At 73.7% G+C, this 25,316-nt stretch carries 21 protein-coding genes; 14 read left to right on the forward strand and 7 right to left on the reverse strand.

All coding sequences use genetic code 11. The features are described 5' to 3' along the window. Positions 1-191 precede the first annotated feature (191 nt). From O2W53_RS18360 to O2W53_RS18375, 4 genes are all read left to right on the forward strand, one after another. The gene (locus tag O2W53_RS18360; RefSeq protein ID WP_269164516.1) at positions 192-2,144 is read left to right on the forward strand and encodes a methyltransferase; all 1,953 of its coding nucleotides are present in this window, start codon (positions 192-194) and stop codon (positions 2,142-2,144) included. A 122-nt stretch (positions 2,145-2,266) separates the two neighbouring features. After that, positions 2,267-3,100: an ABC transporter permease gene (locus tag O2W53_RS18365; protein WP_269164517.1), complete on the forward strand. Its 834-nt coding sequence runs from the start codon at positions 2,267-2,269 to the stop codon at positions 3,098-3,100. Further along, positions 3,097-4,371: an ABC transporter ATP-binding protein gene (locus tag O2W53_RS18370; protein WP_269164518.1), complete on the forward strand. Its 1,275-nt coding sequence runs from the start codon at positions 3,097-3,099 to the stop codon at positions 4,369-4,371. Before O2W53_RS18365 ends, O2W53_RS18370 begins: the two co-directional genes overlap by 4 nt. Further along, entirely contained in the window at positions 4,371-6,875 is a 2,505-nt protein-coding gene (locus O2W53_RS18375) for a glycosyltransferase (RefSeq protein WP_269164519.1), read from the forward strand. The genes O2W53_RS18370 and O2W53_RS18375 overlap by 1 nt, the downstream gene beginning before the upstream one ends. Before the next feature lie 21 nt (positions 6,876-6,896). On the opposite strand, the gene O2W53_RS18380 is transcribed toward O2W53_RS18375, so the two are convergent. Together O2W53_RS18380 and O2W53_RS18385 are read right to left on the reverse strand one after the other, a co-directional pair. Beyond that, positions 6,897-7,997, reverse strand: a complete 1,101-nt coding sequence (locus O2W53_RS18380; RefSeq protein ID WP_269164520.1) for a glycosyltransferase family 2 protein — start codon at positions 7,995-7,997, stop codon at positions 6,897-6,899. Continuing rightward, positions 7,952-9,034, reverse strand: a complete 1,083-nt coding sequence (locus tag O2W53_RS18385; RefSeq protein ID WP_269164521.1) for a glycosyltransferase family 4 protein — start codon at positions 9,032-9,034, stop codon at positions 7,952-7,954. The genes O2W53_RS18380 and O2W53_RS18385 overlap by 46 nt, the downstream gene beginning before the upstream one ends. 78 nt (positions 9,035-9,112) lie before the next feature. On the opposite strand from O2W53_RS18385, the gene O2W53_RS18390 reads away from it, so the two are divergent. The 3 genes from O2W53_RS18390 to O2W53_RS18400 all read left to right on the forward strand — a co-directional run bounded on the left by O2W53_RS18390 (position 9,113) and on the right by O2W53_RS18400 (position 13,606). Continuing rightward, the gene (locus O2W53_RS18390) at positions 9,113-10,210 is read left to right on the forward strand and encodes a glycosyltransferase family 4 protein (RefSeq protein ID WP_269164523.1); all 1,098 of its coding nucleotides are present in this window, start codon (positions 9,113-9,115) and stop codon (positions 10,208-10,210) included. A gap of 202 nt (positions 10,211-10,412) precedes the next feature. Continuing rightward, positions 10,413-12,146: a DUF6077 domain-containing protein gene (locus O2W53_RS18395; protein ID WP_269164524.1), complete on the forward strand. Its 1,734-nt coding sequence runs from the start codon at positions 10,413-10,415 to the stop codon at positions 12,144-12,146. Between the two features lie 68 nt (positions 12,147-12,214). Then, the gene (locus tag O2W53_RS18400; RefSeq protein WP_269164525.1) at positions 12,215-13,606 is read left to right on the forward strand and encodes a hypothetical protein; all 1,392 of its coding nucleotides are present in this window, start codon (positions 12,215-12,217) and stop codon (positions 13,604-13,606) included. 39 nt (positions 13,607-13,645) lie between these two features. Here O2W53_RS18400 and rfbA read toward each other — a convergent pair whose 3' ends face one another. Beyond that, on the reverse strand, positions 13,646-14,521 hold the full coding sequence (gene rfbA, locus O2W53_RS18405; protein WP_269164526.1) for a glucose-1-phosphate thymidylyltransferase RfbA: 876 nt from the start codon (positions 14,519-14,521) through the stop codon (positions 13,646-13,648). A 105-nt stretch (positions 14,522-14,626) separates the two neighbouring features. Between rfbA and O2W53_RS18410 the strand changes: the two genes are divergently transcribed. The 7 genes from O2W53_RS18410 (at position 14,627) to O2W53_RS18440 (ending at position 20,774) form a co-directional block, all read left to right on the forward strand. Next, positions 14,627-15,727 (forward strand): glycosyltransferase family 4 protein, encoded by a 1,101-nt coding sequence (locus O2W53_RS18410; RefSeq protein WP_269164527.1) that lies wholly within the window; start codon positions 14,627-14,629, stop codon positions 15,725-15,727. Then, positions 15,724-16,638, forward strand: a complete 915-nt coding sequence (locus O2W53_RS18415) for a glycosyltransferase family 2 protein (RefSeq protein ID WP_269164528.1) — start codon at positions 15,724-15,726, stop codon at positions 16,636-16,638. Before O2W53_RS18410 ends, O2W53_RS18415 begins: the two co-directional genes overlap by 4 nt. Positions 16,639-16,663: 25 nt before the next feature. After that, positions 16,664-17,767 carry a mannose-1-phosphate guanylyltransferase gene (locus O2W53_RS18420; protein ID WP_269164529.1) on the forward strand — a complete coding sequence of 368 codons (1,104 nt, stop codon included), beginning with the start codon at positions 16,664-16,666 and terminating at the stop codon, positions 17,765-17,767. A 73-nt stretch (positions 17,768-17,840) separates the two neighbouring features. After that, complete coding sequence (locus O2W53_RS18425) at positions 17,841-18,596, forward strand: glycosyltransferase family 2 protein (protein ID WP_269164530.1); 756 nt, start codon at positions 17,841-17,843, stop codon at positions 18,594-18,596. Continuing rightward, positions 18,593-18,973 carry a DUF2304 domain-containing protein gene (locus O2W53_RS18430; protein WP_269164531.1) on the forward strand — a complete coding sequence of 127 codons (381 nt, stop codon included), beginning with the start codon at positions 18,593-18,595 and terminating at the stop codon, positions 18,971-18,973. Before O2W53_RS18425 ends, O2W53_RS18430 begins: the two co-directional genes overlap by 4 nt. Positions 18,974-19,041: 68 nt before the next feature. Continuing rightward, entirely contained in the window at positions 19,042-19,812 is a 771-nt protein-coding gene (locus O2W53_RS18435) for an SDR family NAD(P)-dependent oxidoreductase (protein WP_269164532.1), read from the forward strand. A gap of 26 nt (positions 19,813-19,838) precedes the next feature. Next, positions 19,839-20,774: a DNA-3-methyladenine glycosylase family protein gene (locus tag O2W53_RS18440; RefSeq protein ID WP_269164533.1), complete on the forward strand. Its 936-nt coding sequence runs from the start codon at positions 19,839-19,841 to the stop codon at positions 20,772-20,774. Between the two features lie 9 nt (positions 20,775-20,783). Here the strand turns inward: O2W53_RS18440 and O2W53_RS18445 are convergent, their stop codons facing one another. The 4 genes from O2W53_RS18445 to cofD are packed head-to-tail and all read right to left on the reverse strand — an operon-like array spanning position 20,784 to position 25,285. Further along, positions 20,784-22,565 carry a hypothetical protein gene (locus O2W53_RS18445; protein WP_269164534.1) on the reverse strand — a complete coding sequence of 594 codons (1,782 nt, stop codon included), beginning with the start codon at positions 22,563-22,565 and terminating at the stop codon, positions 20,784-20,786. Positions 22,566-22,590: 25 nt separating this feature from the next. Further along, positions 22,591-23,193, reverse strand: coding sequence for a dTDP-4-dehydrorhamnose 3,5-epimerase family protein (locus tag O2W53_RS18450; protein WP_269164535.1), 603 nt, complete (start codon positions 23,191-23,193; stop codon positions 22,591-22,593). A 50-nt stretch (positions 23,194-23,243) separates the two neighbouring features. Continuing rightward, positions 23,244-24,326: a coenzyme F420-0:L-glutamate ligase gene (locus tag O2W53_RS18455; RefSeq protein WP_269164536.1), complete on the reverse strand. Its 1,083-nt coding sequence runs from the start codon at positions 24,324-24,326 to the stop codon at positions 23,244-23,246. Further along, positions 24,323-25,285: a 2-phospho-L-lactate transferase gene (gene cofD / locus O2W53_RS18460; RefSeq protein ID WP_269164537.1), complete on the reverse strand. Its 963-nt coding sequence runs from the start codon at positions 25,283-25,285 to the stop codon at positions 24,323-24,325. The genes O2W53_RS18455 and cofD overlap by 4 nt, the downstream gene beginning before the upstream one ends. Between the last annotated feature and the right edge of the window lie 31 nt (positions 25,286-25,316).

Consider the following 25,316-nt stretch of genomic DNA (forward strand, 5'->3'; position numbering starts at 1 on the left):
CGGGGCGCACCGGGTGCTGGCCTCCGACGTCCGGGTGCGCTTTCCTCAGGGTCTTGCCCCCGGGTCCTGCCTCGACCGCCGGACGGTCGATGGCGCCGGAGCGGGTAGCCTGCTCGCCGTCGTCGCGGCTGTGTGCCACGTCCCGGTGAGTGACGCTTCCACGCCCTCCTCCCCTCAAGACAGAGGTCGCAATGCCCCCCACCGTTCCGTCCGTAGCCGTCGAGACCGCCACGCCGATCCGGCAGGCACGTCCCGATGCGGTGTCGGGGAGCCCGACGCTGCTCCGGGACGTCGGTTCCGGCTACCGGGACGGCGCCGAGGAGGCGCTGCTGGAGCTGGTGCGCGGCAGCGAGGACCGTGGGTCCCTCAACGAGGAGCTCCACTCCCGGGCGGTCGGCTGGGCCGAGCGCTACCACCTGGACCGCCAGCGGGCGAACGTGCTGCGGGCGTTCGAGGTCGGGTCGGCCACCCGGGTGCTCGAGGTGGGTGCCGGGTGCGGCGCCATGAGCCGTTACCTGGCCGAGGAGTGCGCCGTCGTGGACGCACTCGAGCCGGTGCCGGCGCGCGCGGCCGTGGCCGCCGCGCGGCTGGCCGACCGCCCCGGGGCCCGCGTCTTCACCGGTGAGCTCGCGGACCTGCCGGACGAGCCCGCCTACGACCTGGTGGTCGTCATCGGCGTGCTGGAGTACGTGGGCGGCGGGACGGCCGACGAGGCCCCCTATCTGGCGTTCCTCGACGACATCCGTCGCCGGTTGCTGCCGGGAGGGCGGCTGCTGCTGGCCATCGAGAACAAGCTCGGCGTCAAGTACCTGGCGGGCTCACCCGAGGACCACAGCGACCGGGCCTACGACTCCCTCGAGGACTACCCGATCGGCTCCCCGGCACGGACCTTCGACCGCGCGGCGCTGGGCAGCCTGTTCCAGCGCGCCGGCATGGACCCCACCTTCTTCAGCGCGTTCCCCGACTACAAGCTCACCCGCGCCGTCATCGCCGACGAGCTCATGGTCCACCCCTCGGGGCTGGCCGGTCGGTTGCCGCGGTTCCCGAGCCCCGACTGGCAGACCGCCCGGGACTTCGGCCCGAACGAGGAGCTGCTGTGGCGCACCCTGGTCTCGGCCGGCCAGGGCAAGGAGCACGGCAACTCGTTCGTCGTCGTCGGCACCCCCGACGGCAGCCAGCAGGACCTCTGGCCGACCGACCGGCGGGCCGCCTTCTACACGACGGAACGGCGTCCCGGGCGGGCCACCGAGAGCGTCATCCGTCAGGACGGAACCGGCCTGGTGCTCGAGCGCAGCGTGCTGGGGGACCGGCGTGAGTCGGCCGGACCCGCGCACCGCGTGACCTCCGGTCCGATCCTGCCCGGGAGCTCGCTCGTCGACGAGATCGCCAAGGGCGACGTGGAGTTCACCCGCCGCGCGCTGACCGAGTGGCGGGAGCTGGTGGAGGCCTCGGCCGCGGAGCCCGACGGCGTGGCCGTCGACCTCGTCCCGCACAACCTGCTGGTCGACGAGGACGGCGGGCTGGTCCACATCGACGACGAGTGGCGCAGCACGGAGTGGACCGTCGACGAGGTCGTCGCACGCGGCCTCATCTGGTTGTGCGAGCGGCTGTCCACCGTGCCGACCCCCTGGCAGACCCGGCCGTCCCGGCGGGCACTCCTGGACGAGTTGGCCGCGCTGGTCGACACGCACCTCGACGAGGAGCGGCTGTCCCGGACCCTGCACCGCGAGGCCGTGCTGCAGACCGAGCTCCTGCGCTGCGGCCGCGACGACGAGGCCTTCGCAGCGGAGGTCGAGCGCACCGAGGGTGAGCTCGCGGGGCTGCTGGACCACCCCATGTCCCCGCTGCGGCCCAAGCTCGGACCGCTGATCGCCGAGCGGGACCAGGCGCGGGCCGAGGTGGCGCAGCTGCGTTCGGAGGCCGAGCAGGCCCAGCGGCTCGAGGCGCAGCTCCACGACGAGGTGGCGCGCACCCACGCCGCGCTCGAGGTGACGGTGCAGGAGCTGACCGGGATCAAGGAGTCGGGCGGGTACCGCGCCCTGGCTCGTGGCCGCGTCGTCGCCGGCCGGGTGGTGCCCCGTGGCTCGGTCCGGCGCTCGGTCATCGGCGGCGTCCTGGACGCCGTCCGCCGCCGGGTCCGGTGACCCCTGAGGCCGGCCGTGACCACCGGGGTCACTGGGACGGCCTCCCTCGGCGCGTCGCTCGAGACGGCCGTTCCACCAGGTACTGAGAGGTAAGGTTCCGTCACGATGCGAGAACAACTGTCATGAGCGTCGTGAGTGACCTCAAGGACTCCCGAGGGCTCCTGGTCAACCTGACCCTCCGCGAGGTCCGGGGCAAGTACAAGCGCACCCTGCTCGGTCAGGGGTGGTCGCTGCTCAACCCGATCGCGACCCTGCTGATCTACACCCTGGTCTTCGGGTTCGTGCTCCGCGTGCCGGTGCCCGTGGGCGAGGACAGTGGCCTGCAGGTGTTCGTCCTCTTCCTGGCCTGTGCCCTGCTGCCGTGGAACTTCTTCAACAACGCGGTGAGCAGCGGCATGGGCTCGCTCATCGCCAACGCCAACCTCCTGCGCAAGGTCTTCTTCTGGCGACCGACGCTGGTGGTCGCGACGGTCCTGTCGTTGAACGTCACCTTCGCCATCGAGCTGGGCGTTCTGGTGGTGCTGCTGCTGCTGTTCGGCAGCATGCCGCTGCCGTGGATCCCGTTGCTGCTCCTCGTCGTCGTCCTGCTGACGGCCTTCGCCCTCGGCATCGCGTTGCTGCTGTCGGTCGCCAACGTCTACTTCCGGGACACCCAGCACTTCGTCACCATCGGCATGCAGCTGTGGTTCTACGCGACGCCGATCGTCTACCCGTACCAGCTCATCCAGGACCAGGCCGCCCGCATGCGGGCGGCCGGGAACGACTTCCCCTTGGAGACGATCTACCGTCTCAACCCGCTGGAGCGGTTCGTGAGCGTCTTCCGGGCCATGCTGTACGACAACGTCATGCCGTACTGGGGGGACCTGCTGTTCTGCCTCGTGGCGGCAGTCGGCTCCCTGGTGATCGGCTTCGCGGTGTTCAACCGGAGTCAGCACCGCCTCGTGGAGGAACTGTGAGCAGCACCCCGGCCGTCGTGGTCGACGAGGTCTCGAAGCGGTTCCGGCTGTACAAGGAGCGCAACCAGTCCCTCAAGGCGGCCCTCATGCGCGGGGGCCGGGCGAGCTACGACGAGTACTGGGCGCTGCGCGGCGTCTCCTTCGAGATCCCGCAGGGCTCGACCTTCGCGCTGATCGGCGAGAACGGGTCGGGCAAGTCGACCCTGCTCAAGTGCATCGCCCGGATCCTGGAGCCGGAGAAGGGGGACATCCGCACCCAGGGCACGGTCGCCGCCCTGCTGGAGCTGGGGTCGGGCTTCCACCCCGAGCTGTCCGGTCGGGAGAACGTCTTCCTCAACGGCTCGATCCTGGGCATGACGAAGCGTGAGCTGGAGCGCAAGTTCGACGAGATCGTCGACTTCGCCGGCATCGAGGCCTTCATCGACCAGCCGGTCAAGAACTACTCCTCGGGCATGTACATGCGCCTGGGCTTCTCCGTGGCGATCAACGTGGACCCGGACGTGCTCCTGGTCGACGAGGTGCTCGCCGTCGGCGACGCCGCCTTCCAGGAGAAGTGCATGGAGAAGTTCGTCGACTTCCGCCGCGCGGGCAAGACGGTGGTCATCGTCAGCCACGCGATGGGCTCCATGCGGACGCTGTGCGACCAGGCCGCGTGGCTCGACCGCGGCTCCCTCGTGGAGGTCGGCCGGGCGGACCAGATCGTCGACCGCTACGTCGACAAGAGCCACGAGCAGGAGGTCGTCGTCCCCTCGTCGTCGGCCACGTCCGCGTCGTCGGACGGCGCCGCTCCCGACGGCACGCCGGTCCAGACGCGGATCGGGTCCGGCGAGGCGATCCTGACCGACGTCACCGTCCTGGACGCCCGGGGACTGCCGGCCAACCGGTTCCGGACCGGCGAGCAGGCCACCATCCGGATCTCCTACGAGTGCTCGGAGCGGGTCGAGCGGCCGGCCTTCGCACTGGCGCTGGACACCGTCGACGGCATGCGCATCTGGGCGCACCACACCCGCGACGGCGGGCTGGACATCGCCTACATCGATGGGTCGGGCCACATCGACCTCGCGATCCCCAACCTCACCCTGCAGCCCTACACGTTCGACCTCAGCGCCCGCATCCTGGACCACACGCTCACCCACACCTACGACTTCCTGCGCCACTGCTACCGGTTCGTCGTCGAGACCGGTGAGCTGCGCGAGTCCGGGGGAGTGGTCGCGCTCGGTGGTCGCTGGAACGCGGATCTCCCTTCAATCGCCTCGGAGGCCACCGTCTGATGCCCACCGAACCGCTGGTCTCGGTCGTCCTCGTCAACTACAAGGGCGCCGAGGACACCATCACCTGCCTGCGGTCCCTCGGCGAGCTGGACTGGCCCGCGGACCAGCTCGAGCTGATCGTCGTGGACAACGACTCCGGGGGCGACGACGTCGACCGGATCCGTCGCGAGGTGCCCGGGGCCGTCGTCATCGAGGCGGGTGAGAACAGCGGCTTCGCCGGCGGGTGCAACACCGGGGTCCGCCATGCCCGCGGTGAGGTCGTCGGCTTCATCAACAACGACGCCCGCCCCGACCCGCAGTGGGTGCGCGCCGCCGTCGACGTCCTCCAGCGGGACCGCTCGGTCGCCTCGGTCGCCAGCAAGGTGCTGGACTGGGAGGGCACCCACATCGACTACGTCGACGGGTCCCTCACCTGGTTCGGCATGGGCTACAAGCGCGAGGTCGAGCGGCCCGACAGTGGCGAGTGGGAGACCCCGCGGGACGTGCTCTTCGGCACGGGCGCGGCGATGTTCGTCCGCAAGGACGTCTACGAGACCGTCGGCGGTTTCGACGAGCGCTTCTTCATGTTCTACGAGGACGTCGACCTGGGCTGGCGGCTGAACCTGCTGGGCTGGCGGGTGCGCTACGTGCCCGACTCGATCGCCTTCCACAAGCACCACGCGTCGATGAAGAAGTTCGGCAGCTACCGGGAGACGTTCCTGCTGGAGCGCAACGCGCTGTTCAGCATGATCAAGAACTACGGGGACGACGCCCTGTCGCGGACCCTGGCGCCGGCGCTCATGCTGGCCATCAGCCGGGCCGCCGAGCGGGGCGAGATCGACCCGGGTGCCCTGGACCTGAAGCGCTCACCCGGCGGCGACGACATCGGCGAGATGAGCGTCCCCAAGGTCACCATGGCCGGGGTGCTGGCCATCGCCGACGCCGCCACCGACGTCGCCGGGCTGTGGGCCGACCGGGCGCGGCTGCAGGAGCAGCGCACCCGCAACGACCTGGAGCTCGCACCGCTGTTCCGCCAGGCGATCGAGCCGGCGTTCCCGCTGGCGCGCTACCTCAAGGCGCACGGTGAGCTCGTCGAGTCCTTCGGCATCGCCGACCTCTTCGCCACCCGGCGGCGCATCCTGGTGATCACCGGCGACCCGCTGGCGGCCAAGATGGCCGGCCCGGCGATGCGCGCCTGGGCGATCTCCGAGCACCTCTCCGACGAGCACGACGTCCGCCTGGTCTCGACCAGCGGGGCGAGCATCTCCGACCCGCGCTTCGCGGTCTCCGCGGTGGGGGTGCCTGACCAGCTCAAGCCGCACGAGGCGTGGGCCGACATCATCGTGTTCCAGGGCTTCGCCATGGCCGCGGCGCCCTGGCTGGTCCGCTCGCAGAAGATCATCGTCTGTGACATCTATGACCCGATGCACCTCGAGCAGCTCGAGCAGACCCGCGGGCAGGAGGGCGGCCAGCGCACCCGCGACGTCGCCAACACGACCACGGTGCTGAACCAGCAGCTCGGCCGCGGTGACTTCTTCCTCTGCGCGAGCGAGAAGCAGCGGCACTTCTGGCTGGGGCAGATGGCCGCCGTCGGCCGGCTCAACCCGGCGACCTACGACGCGGACTCCTCGATGAGCAAGCTGCTCGCCGTCGTCCCCTTCGGGCTGAGCTCGGTGCCCCCGCGCCGCACCCGTCCGGCGATCAAGGGCGTCGTCCCCGGCATCGCCGAGACCGACAAGGTCGTGCTGTGGGCCGGCGGCGTCTACAACTGGTTCGACCCGCTGACCCTGGTCCGGGCGATCGACCAGCTGCGCCAGCGCCGCCCCGACGTGCGGATGTTCTTCCTGGGCATGCGCAACCCCAACCCGCACGTGCCCGAGATGCGCATGGCCGCGGCGACCCGAGAACTGTCCGACTCCCTGGGCCTCACCGGCAAGCACGTGTTCTTCAACGAGGAGTGGGTCGACTTCCGGGACCGGGAGAACTACCTCCTGGACGCGGACGTGGGCGTGTCCACGCACTTCGAGCACGTGGAGACCACGTTCTCCTTCCGGACCCGGATGCTGGACTACCTGTGGGCCCAGCTGCCCATCGTGGCCACCGGCGGCGACACGTTCGGCGACCTGATCTCGGCACAGGGGCTCGGTGTGACGGTGCCCGAGCAGGACGTCGATGCGCTGGCCGAGGGACTGGAGCGGACGCTCTACGACGAGCCCTTCGCCGCTGCCTGCCGGGACGCGGTCGACCGGGTCCGCAACGACTACGCGTGGGAGCGGGCGCTCAGCCCGCTGCTGGAGTTCTGCCGCGCCCCCCGCCGAGCACCCGACCTCGCCGGGGCGAACGGCAAGGAACTCGAGGCCGTCGTCCAGGGGCGGCTCATCGACACGTCGTACGAGCCGAACCTGCGTGGCGACCTCGGGTTGATCCGGGAGTACATGCAGCAGGGTGGGCCGGTCGAGCTGGGCCGTCGGGTCGCCGGGCGGATCCGCAAGAACGTCCGTGGCGGGGTCGCCCGCTTCCGGTGACGCCTGGCCGGCCGGGTGGCCTCAGTCGGCGACGAGGAGGGTCGCGGTCTGCGCTCGCGGGACGAGCGCGGACCGGCCCGCTGCCCGGCGTACCCGCACGGCACGGGGGAGCCACCGCAGGTAGGAGCCGAACGCCCGCAGCCGGGTGACCGTCATCGCCGTGGCGGGCCCTTGGCGCAGGGTCAGGTGCAGCACGGTCACCGGGTACCGCAGCGCCGCCCGCACGGCCAGCCGGCCGGGGGCGTTCCGGGTCAGCACCAGGAGCCGGTTCCGGTCGTCGTGGAAGCGGAACAGCGCCGACCGGACGTCGCTGCTGGCGGCGTGCGCGTGCCGGACGACCGCCGTGGGCTCGTACCGGATCGTCCACCCGGCCGTGCGGAGCCGCCACGACAGGTCGGTGTCCTCGTAGTACAGGAACAGCCGGGGCTCGAAGTCGCCGACCTGGGCCAGCGCGGCGGCGCGCAGCAACACCGCTGCGCCGCAGAAGGCGAAGACCTCGGCAGAGGGTTCCCGGCCCTCGTCCGGCTGGAGCCACCCGCGGTCCCTGCCGTAGCCCGAGCGGGTCACCTCGTTGCCGGTGGAGTTGACCAGGTCGACGTCGCCGTCCGGGGTCGGGCGGTAGGTGCCCGTCGGTGCCACCACGTCGCCCTCGGCGGTCGGAGCGCCGGGCGGCAAGCGGCGGAAGCGCGGGCGGAGCAGCACCTTGCCGGTCACGGCGGCCACCCGTTCGGCCCCGGGTGCCTCGATCGCCCGCAGCAGCGCCGACAGGAACCCCGGCTCGGGGACCGCGTCGTTGTTCAGCAGCACCGCGTACGGGGTCGACACCGCTGCCAGGGCGCGGTGCGCGCCTCCCGCGAAACCGGTGTTGTACGGCGCGGTCAGGACCCGGACGTCGGGGTGGTGCCGGGCCAGGTGCTCGACGGTCCCGTCGGTGGAGGCGTTGTCCAGCACGACCACGTCGAAACGGTCCCGGCCGAGGTCCTGCCGGGCCACACCGCCGAGGCAGTCGTCGAGGAGGTGTCGACCGTTCCAGGTCACGATCACCACGGTGAGCACGGGCCGTCGCGGGGTGCCGGTCACCCGATGGCCCGTCGGTAGGCGTCGACGGTCGCCTCGGCGCATGCCCGCCAGGTGTGCTGCCGCGCCCAGGCCGCAGCCTCGGCCCGGCGTGGTCCCTCCGACGGCGCAGCGGCGGTGAGCGCCTCGGCCCAGCCGTCCACGTCCGTCGGGGCGACCAGGGTGGCGTGCCCGCCGGCGACCTCCCGGTGTGCCGGGACGTCGCTGGCGACCACCGCGGTGCCGGCGGCCATGGCCTCCAGCAGCGGCAACCCGAAGCCCTCGTAGTGGGACGGCAGGAGCACGGCCCGGGCCCGGGCGACCACACCGTGCAGCTCGGACTGGCTCAGCCAGCCGGTCACGTGCACTCCGGCGCCCTGCTCGGCCTCCGGCCCCCAGCCGGCCGGCCCGGCGAGCACCAGGTCGGGGACCGAGCCCTCCGCGCGCGCTCGCCGGTGCGCATCGAGCAGGGTGCTGAGGTTCTTCCGCGGCTCGCGTGCCCCGACGAAGAGCAGGAACTCGTCCGGCAGGCCCCGGGCCGCCAGCCACGCATCGTCGACCGGGTGGGCTCCGGACCAGGCCGGGTCCACCCCGAGCGGGGTCACGACGACCCGGTCGTCGGGCAGGGAGTAGGCCGCGGTCACCTCGTCGGCGACCGCCCGGGTCGGGGTGACGACCACGGTGCCCGGCCGGTCCAGCGCACGGGGCACCAGGTCCCGGTAGCGCAGCACCGCGTCGGTCACCCACTCGGGGAACCGGAGGTAGGTCAGGTCGTGCACGGTCACGACCGACGCCGTGCGCAGCGCCGGCGGCGCGACGAAGTTGGTGGCGTGGAAGACGTCGACCCGGCCGCTGAACGCCTCGACCGGCGGGAGGGGGGCCCGGGTCCAGGCGGCCTGCAGCGCTCGGGCGGGAACCGGCAGGTGCCGCCAGTGCACCGCCGGGGGCAGTCCCGCCGGACGGCGCCCGCCGCGCAGCGTGAACGGCACGGCCCGCAGGTCGAGGCCGGGCAGTTCCGCCAACCCGGACGTGAGGCCACGGACGTATGTGCCGACCCCGGTGCTACGGCCGAGCAGCGGGGTGGCATCGAGGGCGATCTTCATCCGGCGACATGTTCTCACGGTGCGGTGCCCCGCGGGCCGGGGCGGCCGGCTCCCGTGCCGGGACCTAGGGTCGGGGCCGTGGAGGTGGCCGTCGTCCTGGAACAGTGCTTGAGCCCTGTCCCCGGCGGCACCGGCCGGTACTCCGCGGAACTGGCCCGCTCGCTGGTGCGCCCGCCGGGCATCGACGTCCGTGGCTGGGTCGCCTGGCACCGGCACACCACCGCTGCGCAGGTCCCGGGGGTCTCCGGACCTCGTCGGTTCCCCTTGGCCCGGCGTCCCCTGGTCGCGGCATGGGAGCGGGGCGTCGGGCCCGCTCCGCGGCGAGCGGACCTGGTCCACGCGCCGACCCTCCTGTTCCCGCCGCGACGCGGTCGCCCGCTCGTGGTGACCGTCCACGACGCCGTCCCCTGGACGCACCCCGAGACGCTGACCCCGCGGGGGGTCCGCTGGCACCGGTCCATGGCCGAGCGGGCAGCAGAGCAGGCGGATGCCGTCGTCGTCCCGACCCGTGCGGTGGAGGCGGCGCTGCGCCCGCACGTGCGGCTGCCCCGGGTGGAGGTCGTGGGGGAGGGCGTCGCCGCCGTCCTCACCGGGCCCGTCCCCGACGCCGACGCACGTGCCGACCGGCTCGGGCTGCCCCCGGGCGGGTACCTGCTCAGTCTCGCCACCCTCGAGCCACGCAAGGGGCTCGACGTGCTGCTGGCGGCGCTGGCCCTCCCCGGCGCCCCCGACCTGCCGCTCCTGGTCGCCGGCCAGGCCGGGTGGGGCGGTGTCGACCCGCTGCGGCGAGCTGCGGAGCTGGGTCTGCCCCCGGGCCGGGTGCGGGTCCTCGGCCGGGTCACCGACGAGGACCTGGCCGTCCTGCTCGCCCGAGCGACCGCGCTGGTGGTGCCCAGCCGGGCCGAGGGGTTCGGCCTGCCGGTCCTGGAGGGGATGGCGGCCGGGGTCCCGGTGGTCACCTCCGACGACCCGGCGTTGCTCGAGGTGGGGGACGGGGCGACCCGGACGGCGCCGGTGGGCGACGCGCCGGCGCTGGCCGGGGTGCTGGGCGAGGTCGTGGGTGAGCCGGGGGTCCGGGCGGAGATGATGGCCGCCGGGCGACGGGTGTCGGCGGCGGCCACCTGGGACCGGGCAGCCGACCGTCTGGTGGAGCTGTACGCCGAGCTGTGCGGTTGAGGTCGGGGACCCTGGGGCGGGTGGGCAGCCTGTGCAGCGTCGGTCGTCAACTCGCCAGCACCGTGCCGGGGAGCCGGTGGCCGGCGGGTTAGCGTCGCGCGTGCCGTACTCCGCCGTCCGGGAACGCGCCGCCACGGACCCGTCTGCCGTGGCCGGCGCCGGGCGTCTCGCAGCCGACGGTCCGGCGAGCCGGGTCACCCGCATGCTCGACCTCGCGGTCCTGGCCGGGCTGGCCCTCTTCGCCACCTGGACCGCTGCCTACCTCCTGGCCCTGGCCGGTGCGATCCCGTCGGCCTGGGCCTTCTGGGGGTGGGTCGCTCTCGGGCCGGTGGTCGTGATCGCCGTCCGGCGGTCGCTGGCCCCGACGGTCGCCGCCCTCCCGGTGGCCGGGCCGTGGGTGCCGCTGGCGGTGTCGGCCGTCCTGGCGGGCCTCGCCGCCGTCATCGTCCGCTTCGACCTGGACGACGCGTCGTACGTCGTCCGCAGCACGTGGATCGCCGCGCACGGCGACGTCCGGGTGGGGGACGTCATCTTCTCCGGTGGCCGGTGGCCCGGACTGCCGGCCCAGACCCCCTACCTCCCGTCCATCGAGGCGCTCCTGGGTTGGGTCTCCCGGGTGACCGGTCTCAGCGTGGGCGACGTGGCCTACGTCCTGCTGCCCCCGCTGGCCACCGCGGGCGCGGTCTGGGCGCTGTGGATGCTGCTCCGGGCGTGGCGGGTGCGTCGTCCCGCGGTCGGGCTGCTCCTCGCCGCGCTCTTCCTCGTGCTCGGGGGTGCGACGCACGCGTCGTGGGGGAACCTGCATCTCGCCCGCATGTGGCAGGGCAAGGTGCTGTTCCTCGCCATCGTCGTCCCGTTGCTCTACGCGGCGTGCGCCTGGCTGTGGGCCGCGGGGGCCGGGCGGGAGCGCCGAGCCGCGATGGCGGTGGTCGGGCTGGCGTCCGTGGCGGCCGTCGGCCTCACCCCGGCTGCCGTCTTCGTGGTCCCCGGGGTCGTGCTGGCCGGCAGCGTGCCCGGCGCACTGCGGCGCCAGTGGGCCGACGTCGGCCGGCTCCTGGCCATCGGCGCCGGCCCGGCACTGGCCGCCGGTGCGGTGATGCTCGTCGCCGGGGGCACCGGGCAGGGCGGTTTCGTCCCGGGAGCCGCCGGTGAGGACGCCTGGGAGAAGGTGCTCGGCACCGGTCTCCCGGCCGTCGTGGCCCTCGCGGCGGCCGTCGTCCTCATTGCCGGCTGCCTCCTGCCGGAGCACTGGGCGGCCTGCGACCCCGAGGCTCGCTGGACGGCGCTGGCGGCGGTCGCCGCCGGCCTGCTCATCGCGGTCCCGGCGCTCTACGCCCTGGCCGGGTCGGTGATGGGCACCGACGCCATCGCGTGGCGGCTGACCTGGATCGTCCCCGTCCCGGCCCTCGTCGCGTTGCTCGGAGGGGTGCCCGGTCGGGTGAAGGGCGGTGTGGTCGCCGTGGGCGCGGCAGCCGCGCTGCTGGTGGGAGGACTCCCGTTGTGGAGCCCGCTGAACGGGGCGACCGTCGCCGCGCCGGGCACGTGGGAGCTCCCGGCCGGTCCGCTGGCCGCGGCGCGGTGGGCGGCGGCCGAGGCGTCCGGCGAGCGTGTGCTGGCGCCGGTCGACGTGGTCGCCGCGCTCGGGGTGGTCCAGCCCGACGCCCGTCCGGTCAGCTCCCGCGGGGAGTACCTCGAGGTGTACGCGGATCGGCCCGGGGCTCGGGTCGCCACCCGGCTGCTGCTCCAGCGGCTGGTCGAGGGAGGCACGGACCCCGCCGACCTGGCGCGCGCACCCGAGGCCCTGACGACGCTCGACGTGGGCGTGGTGTGCCACCGCACGGGACTCGTCGAACTGGCGACCGTCCTGGAGGAACAGGGCATGGAGGTCGGCTACACCGGGACGGACGACCTCGTCTGCCGGGTGCCCAGCGCGTGATCAGCAGTCCCGTGCGGTCGCGGACGATCCGGCGGCCGCAGTCACCAGCGGAACGGAGGAGTACCGGCATGCGGCGGTGGGGGATGTGGGTGGTGACTGCCCTGGCGGCCGTCCAGGTGGTCGTGGGGCTGGTCTGGTGGCTGGCCAACCTGACCGCCGTCCCGGCCTACGGCGACACCCCCGAGTACTTCCGGCTGGCCGATGACCTGCGCGTGGACGGCTACCGGACGCTCGCCTACCCGCTGCTCGTACGGGTGGCGTCGGTCGTCAGCGAGCCGCTCGGTGTCCCGCTGCAGGTGCCCATCTACCTGCTCCAGACGGCGGCGGTCACAGGAGCCTCGTGGTACCTGATCCACACCGTGGCACCGGCTGCCAGGCGTGGCGTCGTCGCCTTCATGACGGCGGTCGTCGTCACCTCGCCGCTGGCCCTGCACTACGCGACCAGCGTGCTCAGCGACTCCCTCGCCGCTTCGGGGTTCGTGGTGGCACTCACCGGCCTCGCCCGTGTGGTCATCGACGGGGACGTCGCTCGCCGGACCCTTGCGATCACGGTGGGGGCGGCGCTGAGCACAGCTCTGCTCCGCACCGAGAAGGCGACCGTGCTGCTGGTCCTGGCCATCGTTGCCGGGATCGCGTGCCTCGTGGTGCGCCGGCGGCAGGCGGGAGTGGGCCGCAGGTGGTTGCCCGTGGCGGCGGTCCTCGTCCTGGCGCTGCCCGCTCTCCTGGGGTCGGCGGTCAACCGGGCCACGCAGACGACCGACTACGGCCGGCCGGAGGCCGGTGCCGCGCCGGCGGCGGTCAGTCGGATCGTCTGGCCGCATCTGTCGGAGGTCCGTGGCGACCTGCCTGCGGACGTACGCGCGCAGATCTCGGCCGAGGAAGCGGCGGCCTTCGACGAGCACAACAACAACGCGTTGCCGATGACCCAGCGCATGCTGGAGATGGACGACGGGGGATCCGGCGTGGTCCGCGCCGCTCTGGCTGCCACCCTGCGCTGCTGCGCTGTGGAGGTGGCGGCCACAGCGGGCGCGGATGCGATCGAGTACGCGTTCGCCCCGGTCACCTTCGCCGTCGAAGGGACCGCCAGAGCGGTGACCGGAGACGACTCCGACACCCCGACCGCGTGGAACATCACCCGGATGAGCGCACACCGGCCCGACCTGTCCCGCGCCTTCCTCGCGGTCGGGTTCGTCCTCCTGCCCGTGCTCGTCACAGCCGCCGTCACACGCAGACGAGGGCACCGAGAGCCCGCGCGGTCGGGCGGCCGGCGGCAGACCCTCGTCCTGGCGACCGTCTGGCTCGGGACGGTCGTGAACGGCTGCTTCTTCGCAGCCGCCCAGGGCGCGGACGCCAATGTCCGCTACGGCCTCAGCAGCGCGGTCGTCCTGACCGCAGCCCTCGCGGTCCTCGCCCTGACGGATCGACCGGCCGCTGCGCGGCCTCCGGCCCTGGACGGCTGAGCCGGAGGCCGGGCTGAGTCGACGGGGAGGACCCCGCCGTCAGTCCAGTCCGGGCTCGGCCAGGAGGTTCAGGAGGTAGTCGCCGTAGCCGCTCTTCCGCAGGGGCTTGGCGAGCGCCTCGAGCTGCCCGGCGTCGATGTAGCCCCGCCGCCAGGCGATCTCCTCGATGCAGCCGATCTTCCAGCCCTGCCGGTCCTCGACCACCCGGACGAACTCCGAGGCCTGCATCATCGAGACGTGCGTGCCGGTGTCCAGCCACGCGGTGCCACGCTCCAGCACGGTGACGGTGAGCTCGCCGCGGCGCAGGTACTCGTCGTTGATCGCGGTGATCTCCAGCTCGCCCCGCTCACTGGGCGTGATCTTCGAGGCGATCTCGACGACCCGGTTGTCGTAGAAGTAGAGGCCGGGAACCGCGTAGTTGCTCTTGGGCACGGCCGGCTTCTCCTCGATGGAGATGACCCGGCCGTCGGCGTCGAACTCCACGACGCCGTAGTCGCGGGGGTTGGCCACGTGGTAGGCGAAGACGCGGCCACCGGTGGGGTCGGTGTTGGCCCGCAGGTTCTTGCCCAGACCGGTGCCGTAGAAGATGTTGTCGCCGAGCACGAGCGCCACCGGCTGGTCGCCGATGAACTCCGCGCCGATGACGAAGGCCTGGGCCAGCCCCTCGGGCTTCGGCTGGACGGCGTAGCTGATCTCGATGCCGACGTCGGAGCCGTCGCCGAGCAGCCGCTGGAACTGCGCCTGGTCGTCGGGGGTGGTGATGATCAGGACCTCACGGATCCCGGCGTTCATCAGCAACGACAAGGGGTAGTAGATCATCGGCTTGTCGTAGATGGGCATCAGCTGCTTGCTGATGGCCTTGGTGATCGGGTACAGCCGGGTGCCACTTCCGCCCGCCAGGATGATGCCTCGCATCGGGTCAGCGTATCGGCGCCGTCCCGCAGCGGCCCTCTCGTAGTCTCGAACAGCCCCCACCCGTCTCGACCGCCCCCGGAGTCACTCCTGAGCAACCGACCTCGCGTGCTCGTCGACGCCACTGCCGTACCCGCCGACCGGGGTGGGGTGGGCCGCTACGTCGACGAGCTGCTGCCGGCGCTGCAGGCCGAGGGTGCGGACCTCGTCGTCGTCTGTCAGGCGCACGACGTCGCCCACTACCAACGGCTGCTCCCCGGTGTCGAGCTGCTGGCGGCGCCCGCGAGCATCGGCCGGCGGCCGGCCCGGCTGGTCTGGGAGCAGGTCGGCCTGCCGCTGCTGGCCCGGCGGGCCCGTGCCGACGTGCTGCACTGCCCGCACTACACGATGCCCCTGGCCGGAGGGCTGCCCGTCGTGACGACGCTGCACGACGCCACCTTCTTCACCCACCCGGAGCTGCACCTGGCGGTCAAGCGCCGGTTCTTCACCACCTGGACCCGGGTGTCCCTGACCCGGGCCGCCCGGTGCATCACGCCCTCGGCCGCCACGCGCGAGGAGCTGGTGCGGGTGGCCGGTGCCGATCCCGCCCGGATCGACGTCGCCCACCTCGGGGTGGACGCTGCCCGGTTCCACGTCCCCTCGGACGCCGAGCGCGCCGCGGTGCGGGAGCACCTCGGCCTCACGGGCCCCTACGTCGGCTTCCTCGGCACGCTGGAACCGCGCAAGAACGTGCCGGCGCTCATCCGGGCGTGGAGCGCGCTGACCGACCCGCCCGCCCTGGTCCTGGCCGGGGGCCGAGGATGGGACGCGGAGGTGGACCGGGCGGCCGCCGAGGTGCCGGACACGCACCGGCTGCTGCGCCCGGGCTACCTGCCGCTGGAGATGCTGGCCGGTTTCCTGGGGGAGGCGACGGTGGTCGCCTACCCCAGCCTGGGCGAGGGGTTCGGCCTGCCGGTGTTGGAGGCGATGGCCTCCGGTGCGCCGGTGCTGACCACCCGGCTGCTGTCCCTCCCCGAGGTCGGCGGCGACGCCGTGGCCTACACCGAGCCCGACGCACCGGCGATCACCGTGGCGCTCCGGGACCTGCTGGCCGACCCCGTCCGCCGGGCCGAGCTGGCTGCCGCCGGCCGGGCCCGCGCAGCGCTGTTCGACTGGCGTGCCTGTGCCCGGGCGCACCTCACCGCCTACGCCGCGGCGGCCGCGGCGTGACCGGCCCGCTGCGCGTGGTCGCCGTCACCTACTCGCCCGGTGAGGCGATCGAGGGGCTGCTGAGCAGCCTGCGGCGGGCGACGACCCGACCGCTGGACGTCGTGCTCGCCGACAACGGCTCGACCGACGGCTGGCCCGAGCGGGTCGCGGCCGGTGCGGACGACGTCCGGCTCCTGCCGATCGGCGGGAACGTCGGGTACGGCCCGGCCGCGAACGCCGGGCTGGCCGACCTGCGCACCGGGTGGGCGGTGGTGGTCAACCCCGACGTCCGTTTCGAGGACGGCGCGGTCGACGAGCTGCTCGCCGCGGCGGCCCGCTGGCCCCGGGCCGCGACCCTGGGGCCGGGGATCCGCACGCCGGAGGGCGCGCTGTACCCCTCGGCGCGGGACCTGCCCTCGCTCTCGACCGGGATCGGTCACGCCCTGCTGGGCTGGGTGTGGCCCAGCAACCCGTGGACCGCCCGCTACCGACGCGAGCGGGAGGCGCCCCGGGAGCGCCCCGCGGGCTGGCTGTCCGGGTCCTGCCTGCTGGTCGACCTGGAGGCGTTCCACTCGGTCGGCGGTTTCGACCCGGGCTACTTCATGTACTTCGAGGACGTCGACCTGGCCGAGCGGCTCGGCCGGCGCGGCTACCTGCACGTCTACGTGCCCAGCGCGGTGGTGGTGCACGAGGGCGGCCACGCCACCCGCCGGGAGCCGCACCGGATGCAGCGGGTGCACCACACCAGCGCCCTGCGCTACCTGTCCGGCCAGTACCCGCGCCGGCGGCACGCGCCGCTGCGCTGGGTGCTGCGCGGCGGTCTCGGCGCCCGGATGCTGACGTCCTACGTCAGTGCGCGGGTCGGTGCGGGCGCGCAGCCGCAGCAGCGTGCCGAGCAGCTGCCCGGTCGCCGCCGGTGGCGCAGACGATGACCTCCCCGACCGACTGGAGCCAGCAGTGCAGCACGCGGTGATCATGGCCGGCGGGTCCGGCACGCGGCTGTGGCCGCTGTCCCGGGCCGCCCGGCCCAAGCAGCTCCTCGACGTCCTCGCCGATGCCGACGGCGCCGGGGCCCACAGCCTGCTCGCCGAGGCGTTCACCCGGCTGCAGGCCGTGCTGCCCACCGAGCAGATCTGGGTCTGCACCGCCGCCCGGTACGGCGACCAGGTCCGGGCTGCGCTGCCCGGGCTGCGCGCCGACCGGCTGGTGCTCGAGCCGGTCGCCCGGGACACCGCCAACGCCGTCGGGCTGGCCGCCGCGCTCGTCGCCGACGTCGACCCGGACGCCGAGCTGGCCGTGGTCAGCGCCGACCACGTGATCCGGCCGGTCGAGCGGTTCGCCGCCGCGCTGCGCACCGCCTACGACCTGCTCGCGGTCCGGCCGCGGGCGCTGGTGACCCTCGGCGTCACCCCCACGTCGCCGGCCACCGGCTTCGGCTACGTGCAGAAGGGCGCACCGACCGAGGTGCCCGGCGCGAGCGAGGCCGCCTCCTTCCGGGAGAAGCCGGACCGGGCCACCGCCGAGCAGTACCTGGCCAGCGGCGAGTACGTCTGGAACTCCGGGATGTTCGTCTGGCGGGCGCAGACCGTGCTCGAGGCGCTCGCCGACCACCTGCCGGAGTCGGCCGCCGGCCTGGGGCGCATCGTCGCCGCACCGGCCGGGCCGCAGCGGGACGCCGTGCTCGCCGAGGTCTTCCCGACGCTGCCCAAGATCAGCGTCGACTACGCCGTCCTCGAGCCGGCGGCCGCCGAGCCGGGCCGGGTGGCCGTGGTCGACCTGGACGTCGACTGGTTGGACGTCGGCTCCTGGCCGGCCCTCGCCCACACGCTCAGCACCGACGCCGCCGGCAACGCGACCCGTGGGCTGACCGTCCTGCTGGACAGCTCGGGCAACGTGGTGCTCAGCGACGACCCCGACCACCTGGTCGCGCTGGTCGGCGTCCGGGACAGCGTGGTCGTGCACACCGCGGACGTGACGATGGTGTGCCCGGTCGGGGACGCCGAGCGGGTCAAGCAGTTGCTGGCCACGGTGGAGGAGCGGTGCGGCCGGGGCTTCAGTTGACGGTGTGACGCAAGGGGCGGGTGCTGTGGCGAGTCTTCGGCTCGGCGCCGTCCCGGGTTTACATTCGACCGCGATGAACCCCAGCCAAGCGCGTTCCGAGGTCGTCGCGGAGTTCGCGGCTCCGCACGGCGCGTCCGCCGAATGGGCCGACACGGTCGTCGTGGTCCGCGTCTTCAACGAGGCGCCGGTCGTCGGCGGGGTGATCGCCGAGCTGATCACCGCCGGGCTCACCGTCATCGCCGTCGACGACGCGTCCACGGACGCGTCCGCGGACGAGATCGACAAGACCGGGGCGCTGCGCGTGACGCACCCGGTGAACCTGGGCGCCGGTGGCGCCCTGCAGACCGGCTACGAGGCGGCCGTGCGGTTCACCGACGCCCGCTACGTGGCCTGCTTCGACGCCGACGGTCAGCACCAGCTCAACGACCTCCTGGGCATGATCCGGCTGATCCGCGAAGGCCATGACGTCGTCATCGGCTCCCGCTTCCTGGACGGGAAGACGGAGATGAGCTGGCTGCGCAGCCTCATGCTGCGGACCGCCACGAAGCTCCTCAACCGTGGGGCCGGGACGCGGCTGACGGACGCGCACAACGGGCTGCGCATCGTCACGCGGGAGATCGCCTCGCAGATCAAGCTCTCCCACTCCGGCATGGCGTACGCGTCGGAGCTCGAGTACTTCCTGACCCGGCCGCAGAACGAGATCATCGAGTACCCGGTGCACATCCTCTACACGGACTACTCGCGCTCGAAGGGCCAGCCCTTGCTCAACAGCGTCAACATCCTGGTCGACACCTTCGCCCACCGGGTCAGCCACGGGCGGCGCAAGTGATCATCAAGTTCCTGCTCGTCCCGGCGCTGGTGGCGGCCGTCGTCCTGTCGTTGCGGGCTCGGTCGTCCCTGCGGGGTCAGGCCCGGCGGAAGATCATGGCCGGGCTGACCGTCGTCGCCGGCGCGATCGCGGTGTTGTTCCCCGACCTCCTCCAGGCCGCGGCCGATGCCGTGGGTGTCACCCGCGGTGCCGACCTGATGCTCTACGGACTGGCGCTGGCCTTCATCTACCTGGTCGGCAGCACCGGCGTCCGGTTCCGGGAGCAGGAGGCGCGGATGGTCACGCTGGCCCGTGCGGTCGCCCTGACCGAGGCGGAGAGGCGACTCCCCGACCGTGAAGCGCGGTCGGGGCCACGGGCCCGGGGCTCGGTCGCCTGACCGCCTGAACGGCGTGTGGGCGTGGCTCCCGCAGTCGCGGGCAGACGGCTCTGGTTAACCTCGGGCGCATGAAGAACCTCGACGTCGCCGCGGTCGTCACCGGCGGGGCCTCGGGCCTCGGTGAGGCCACCACCCGTGCGCTGACCGCGGCCGGTGTCGCGGTCACCGTCCTGGACCTGCAGGAGGATCGCGGGCAGGCACTGGCCGCCGAGCTGGGTGGCCACACGACCTTCGTGCGCACCGACGTCACCGACGAGGCGTCGGTGCAGGCGGCGATCGAGGACGCGACGGGCAAGGACCGCCCGCTGCGGATCGCGGTCAACTGCGCCGGCATCGGCTGGGCGCAGCGGGTGCTCGGCCGCGACGGCTCCCCGCACGACCTGGCCCCGTTCAGCCGCACCGTGACCGTCAACCTGATCGGCACCTTCAACGTGCTGCGGCTGGCGGCCGCTGCGATGGCCCGTACGGAGCCCGACGAGGACGGCGAGCGGGGCGTGGTCGTCAACACGGCCTCCATCGCCGCCTACGACGGCCAGATCGGGCAGATCGCCTACGCCGCCTCCAAGGGCGGCATCGTCGGGCTGACCCTCCCGGCGGCGCGGGACCTCTCCTCCGTGGGGGTGCGGGTCTGCACCATCGCCCCCGGCCTGGTGGACACGCCCCTGCTCGCTGCCCTGCCCGAGGAGGCCCGGACGGCACTCGCCGCGGGCATCCCGTTCCCCAAGCGGCTGGGCCGCCCCGAGGACTTCGCCGAGCTCGCCCTGGACGTCGTGCGGCACGGTTACCTGAACGGCGAGGTCATCCGGATGGACGGCGCGCTGCGGATGGCGCCCCGCTGACGGCAGCGCGGGCTGGGGGGAACGTCATGGGGGAGCAGTTGCTGGTCGTGGACGCGCCGGTCCACGACCGGGTCTGGACGCCGGACTGGCCGCTGGACGTGCGCCGGACGCTGTCCCGGGACCGCCGCGGCACCGGTGACCCGACGCTGCGCTACGCCGAGGACGGCGTCTGGCGGACCACGACCACGCCCGACGGCCCCGCCACCGTGCGGCTGACCGGGGGTCCCGCCGCGATCCGGGTGCAGGTCTGGGGCCCGGGGGCCGGCTGGGCAGGGGAGGCGGCGCCGCGCTGGCTGGGCGCGGAGGACCGGCCGGACGACTTCGACCCCACCCCGCACCCGCTGGTCGCCCGGCTGCACCGCGGGGCGCCGTGGCTGCGGCTGGGCAGCACCGGCCGGGTGTGGGACGCGCTGCTGCCCGCCGTGCTGGAGCAGAAGGTGACCGGCATCGAGGCGCACCGCACCTTCCGGGAACTCCTGCGGCTGGCCGGTGAGCCGGCCCCCGGACCGGCGCCGGCGGGGATGCGGGTCGTCCCCTCGGCCGAGCGGGTGCTGGCGGTCACCGACTGGCAGTGGCACGGCTGCGGCCTGGACGGCGCCCGTCGCCGGGCGCTGCGGGCGGTCGCCTCGGTCGCCTCCCGGCTCGAGGCCGGCGTGCACGACGACTGCGCCGACCTGCGCCGCCGGCTGCAGTCGGTGCCCGGCATCGGGGTGTGGACCGCCGCCGAGGTGGCCCAGCGGGCCGTCGGCTGCCCGGACTCGGTCAGCGTCGGTGACTACCACCTGAAGAACCTGGTGGGCTGGTCGCTGGCCGGCCGGAAGACCGACGACGACGGGATGCTCGCGCTGCTGGAGCCCTGGCGCGGGCACCGGCAGCGCGTCGTCCGGCTGCTGGAGGTCGGCGGCAGCATGCCGCCCAAGCGGGGTCCCCGGATGGCGCCCACCCAGTACCGGTCGATCTGAGCAGGGGCCTCAGCAGAACTGGGCCTGCGCCTCGGCCGGGTCGGCCGGGATCCGCAGCGAGGTGCGGGACGGAGCCCCGGTGAGGTTGTCCCAGAAACGTCCCCAGGTCAGCGGCGCGTTGGTGGCCTCGAGCAGCTCACGCACCGGGCCACAGTCGAGGGTGGCCCGGGCAGCTGCCACGTCGGCGGGAGCGGGCAGACCCGCCGTGGCCTCCTCGGCGAGCTCAGGAGCGCCGTACCGCGCCATGAACCACTCCGCGGGGAACGACTTCTCGTGCCCGGCGCGGCCGGGCGGAGGTGCCTCCATGTGCGAGCCGATGGGGTCGGTGAGCCCCAGCCCGTCCACGACCCGGACCTCGAGCCCGGGCGCCACTCCGTAGAAGCCCGCGTTGCCCACGCCGAACACCACACCGCCGGCGGACGGCGCGATGCGTGCCACCCCGGAGTCCGGGGTCACCACGGGCGGCTGTGCGACGACCAGGTCGGCACCCTGCTCGTGCAGCGCAGCCACCTGATCGCTGTAGGGGATGACGCTCTGCGCGCCGTGGTCCTCCAGGGTCACCGGGTTCTCCCGGCCGGCCAGCTCGGCCCAGTAGCGGCGTTCGTCGGTGATGCCTGCCGAGCTCATGCCCTCCGGGTAGTCCGCACGGAGCACCACCACGGACGCTGCAGCCCACACGGCCAGCACCGTGAGGACCGCGCTCACCGCGATCCCCCGGAGGCGCAGCGCGGGCACCGGGACGACCATGACCGGGCAGAGCACCAGGAACAGGCTCGGCAGGAGCAGTCGACCGTGCATGAAGTCCCCGCCCACGCGCACCACGTAGGCAGCGTGGAGCAGAGCGGCGACCAGGACGACGGCGACCAGGGACCACTCGCGGGGCCGCCAGCCGGCGCGCGGGGCCAGGAGGGCGAGCACTGCGAGGACGAGCGCGAGGGGGAGCCACAGCAGGTGCGGTCCGATCAGGTCGGCCAGGTAGTCGGCACCGCGGCCCCACACCGCCCGGCTGGACTCCTTCGCCACGGCCGTGTTCGGCACCAGGAGCCCGTAGTACCCCGCTCGGAACACCTCCACGGCCACCGGGAGGGCGCCGGCTGCCGCGACCCGTGCTGCGCGCGCCGGCCAACTGCCCGGGACGCTGAGCAGCCAGAGGATGAGCAGCGCGCTGATCAGCGCGAGGTCCGGGCGGACGAGGGGGCCCAACCCCAGCAGGACGGCCACGACCAGCGTCCGACGCTGGTCCACGGGCTCCCGACGGGCCACGTGGACCAGGGCGGCGAAGGAGGCTCCGAGCCAGCAGAAGGACAAGCCGGTCTCCAGGCCGGAGCTGGCGAAGTCCCAGAAGGGGGGGAGTGCGGCCACGACCACGGCCCCGCAGGGGACGGCCAGCCACCGCGCGACGCCGCCGTACAGCCGGCGGCTCCCGAGCGACGCCAGCACCACGCCGACCAGGGTGGCGACGATCCCGAGCACGACGGAGATCCAGGCGACGGCGTTCCCTGGTACCAGGGCCTCGGCCACGGTGAGCACCGCCAGCCACAGCGAGCTCGTGGCCACCTCCACCCGTTCCCCGGCGTTGTACACCGGGCCGTTGCCGGCGAGGAGGTTCTCCACGACGCGGAAGTTGATGAACGCGTCGTCGGAGGTCCAGCGTCGCCGCCAGCTCAGGAGGGCCAGGGCGAGCACCACGAGACCGAGGAGGGCCAGCTCGACCCGGTTGCGGAACCGCGCTCGCGGGTCGTGCACGGGGGTGGTGGCGTCGGCGCTGGTCGGGGTCGTCTGCGTGGTCAACGGGGGAGCCGGTGGTCGGGGCGGGTCAGCGGGCGCGCAGCTCGGCGTACCGCGCCGTGCACTGGGCCATGGTCGGCAGCAGGCCCTGCTCGCGGGCCTCGGCCAGCGTGGGGGCGGCCGTGTCCTTGCCCGACAGCTCGAACTCGACGTCGGTGGGCCAGGGCAGGTCGAGTGCGGGGTCCATCGGGTTGATCCCGAACTCGCGACCGGGGGAGTAGCCGCTGGAGACCAGGTAGGTCACCGAGCTGTGGTCGGCCAGCGACACGAACGCGTGGCCCAGGCCCTCGGCCAGGTACACCGCGCGCGGCTGCTCGCTGTCCAGCAGCACGGAGTCGTGCACGCCGAAGGTGGGCGAGTCGACCCGGATGTCGACGATCACGTCGAGCACCTTGCCGGCCGGGCAGTAGACGTACTTGGCCTGCCCCGGGGGGACCAGCGCGAAGTGGACGCCCCGCAGCACGCCGCGGGCGGAGACGCTGTGGTTGGCCTGCGCCAGGGTGAGCCCGAACCCGGTCTCGGCGGCGAGCACGTCGGCGCGGTACCACTCGGTGAACCGGCCGCGGCTGTCACCGTGCGGGACGAGGTCCAGCACGTAGCTGTCAGGGACGGCGAGCTCACGGATCTGCACGGCTCGACGCTAGCCGAGTGGCTCGTGCCCGGCCCGACCTGCCCCGGGCGTCAGCCGGCGTCTGCGCCCAGCCACAGCCGGCCGGCGAGCGACGCACCGCCGAAGGTGCCGGCCGGCTCCCAGCGGGTCGCCCAGCCGTCGGCCTGCAGCTGGACCAGTGCGGCACCGACGACCGCGCCGAGGGACAGCGAGGTGACCGGGGTGATCGGGTCGGCCAGGTGGACGTCGACGACGTCCCCGCCGCCGCCCTCCTCGCTGCCCTCCTCGCTGCCGTAGCGGAAGACCACCGGGAACTCCGGCAGCGCCGCCACGGCGGTCCGGAAGGCCTCGGTGACCGCGGCCAGGGCGCCGTCCCGGCGGGTGAGCGTGGTGGCGGTGCGACGGCTGCCGACCAGGTCCCGGGTGCCGGTGGGGAACAGGTCGCCGGCACCCAGCCGGACCAGCGGACGGGTGCCGGTGTCGGGCTCCGGTGGGCCGAACCGCAGACCCCGGACGACGGCCACCGGGACGCCCTCGAGCTTGCCCTTCACCAGGTCGCCCGCTGCGGCCAGCTCGTCGACCACCGCGACCTGGGTGGTCTCGAGCCGGTTGCCGTGCGGGTCGACCGCACCCCGGTGGTCGACCAGCGCCGGCAGCCCGGCCGCACCGATCGCCACGTCGGTGACGCCGTCCCGCCACGGGCGGCCGAAGGTGTCGCTGACCACGACGGCGACGGTCACCCCGAGCAGCCCGTGCAGCCGGTCGCGCAACCGCCGGGCGGAGGCGTCGGCGTCCTCGGGCAGCAGGACCAGCGCGTCGGCGGCGACGTTCGAGGCGTCGATCCCCGCTGCGGCGACCACCCAGCCGTGCCGGGTCTCGACGATCCGCAGCGGCCCGCGGCGGGCGACGACCCGGACGGTCTCGGCGTCGACGGCCTGCTGCCGGGCGGTCTCCCGGTCGGTGTCGGGCTCGACCCGGACCAGGTTGCCCTCCACCTTGGAGACGACCTTGGAGGTCACCACCACGACGTCGTCGTCGGCCAGCCACGGCGCCGCCCCGGCGATCGCGGCGGCCAGGTCGTCGCCCGGCGCGAACTCGGGGAGGCCGGGCACCGGGTGCACGGAGATCCCCGGGGGGAGGCCGGGCCCGGTCACGGGGTGGTCGGGACGCCTGCGGCGTCCAGCGCGGCCCGGGCCAGCGCCCGGGTCGCCTCGGGTGAGCTCATCAGCAGTGGGACGGCGCGCACGTCGACGCCGGGCACGGTGGCCTGGTCGCCGGTGTGCACCAGCCAGGCGTCCAGCAGGCCGTCGGCGGACCGGGCGCCGTAGTGCCGGCCGACGCCCTCCGCACTGACCTCGACGCCGACCACGGGCAGGCAGCGGTCGGCCATGCCGCGCAGCGCGGCGCCGTCGACGATGGGAGAGATGCCGACCACCCGTCCGGTAGCCCCCCGGACGGCATCGCGGATGCCGGGCACCCCCAGCACGGTGCCGATCGAGACGACCGGGTTGGACGGCGCGAACAGCACCGCGTCGGCGGTGGTCAGGGCCTCGACGACGCCGGGGCCGGGCCGGGCGTCGTCCACCCCCACCTGGACGAAGCTGCTGGCGTCCAGGGCCGCCCGGTGCCGGATCCACCACTCCTGGAAGTGGATGGCCCGGGGGCGGCCGGTGTCGGGGTCGGTCACCACGACGTGCGTCTCGACCCGCTGGTCGCTCATCGGCAGCAGCCGCACCCCGGGCTGCCAGCGCTGGGCGAGCGCGGCGGTGACGTCGGAGAGGGGGTAGCCCGCGTCGAGCATCCGGGTGCGCACCAGATGGGTCGCGAGGTCGCGGTCGCCGAGGCCGAACCAGGTCGGTTCGGCACCGTAGGCGGCCAGTTCGTCCTTGACCGTCCAGCTCTCGCTGCGACGGCCCCAGCCACGTTCGTCGTCGATCCCGTCACCGAGCGTGTACATGACGGTGTCCAGGTCGGGGCAGATCCGCAACCCGTGCAGGGTCACGTCGTCCCCGGTGTTGACCACGGCGGTCACCTCGGCGCCGGGGGCCGCGGCGAGGACGCCGCGCAGGAAGCGGGCGCCGCCGACCCCGCCGGCGAGTACGACGATGTGCACCCGACCATGGTGCCTGATCGGCAGAACTCCA

Source organism: Modestobacter sp. VKM Ac-2978 (assembly GCF_026968025.1).
Lineage (GTDB): Bacteria > Actinomycetota > Actinomycetes > Mycobacteriales > Geodermatophilaceae > Modestobacter.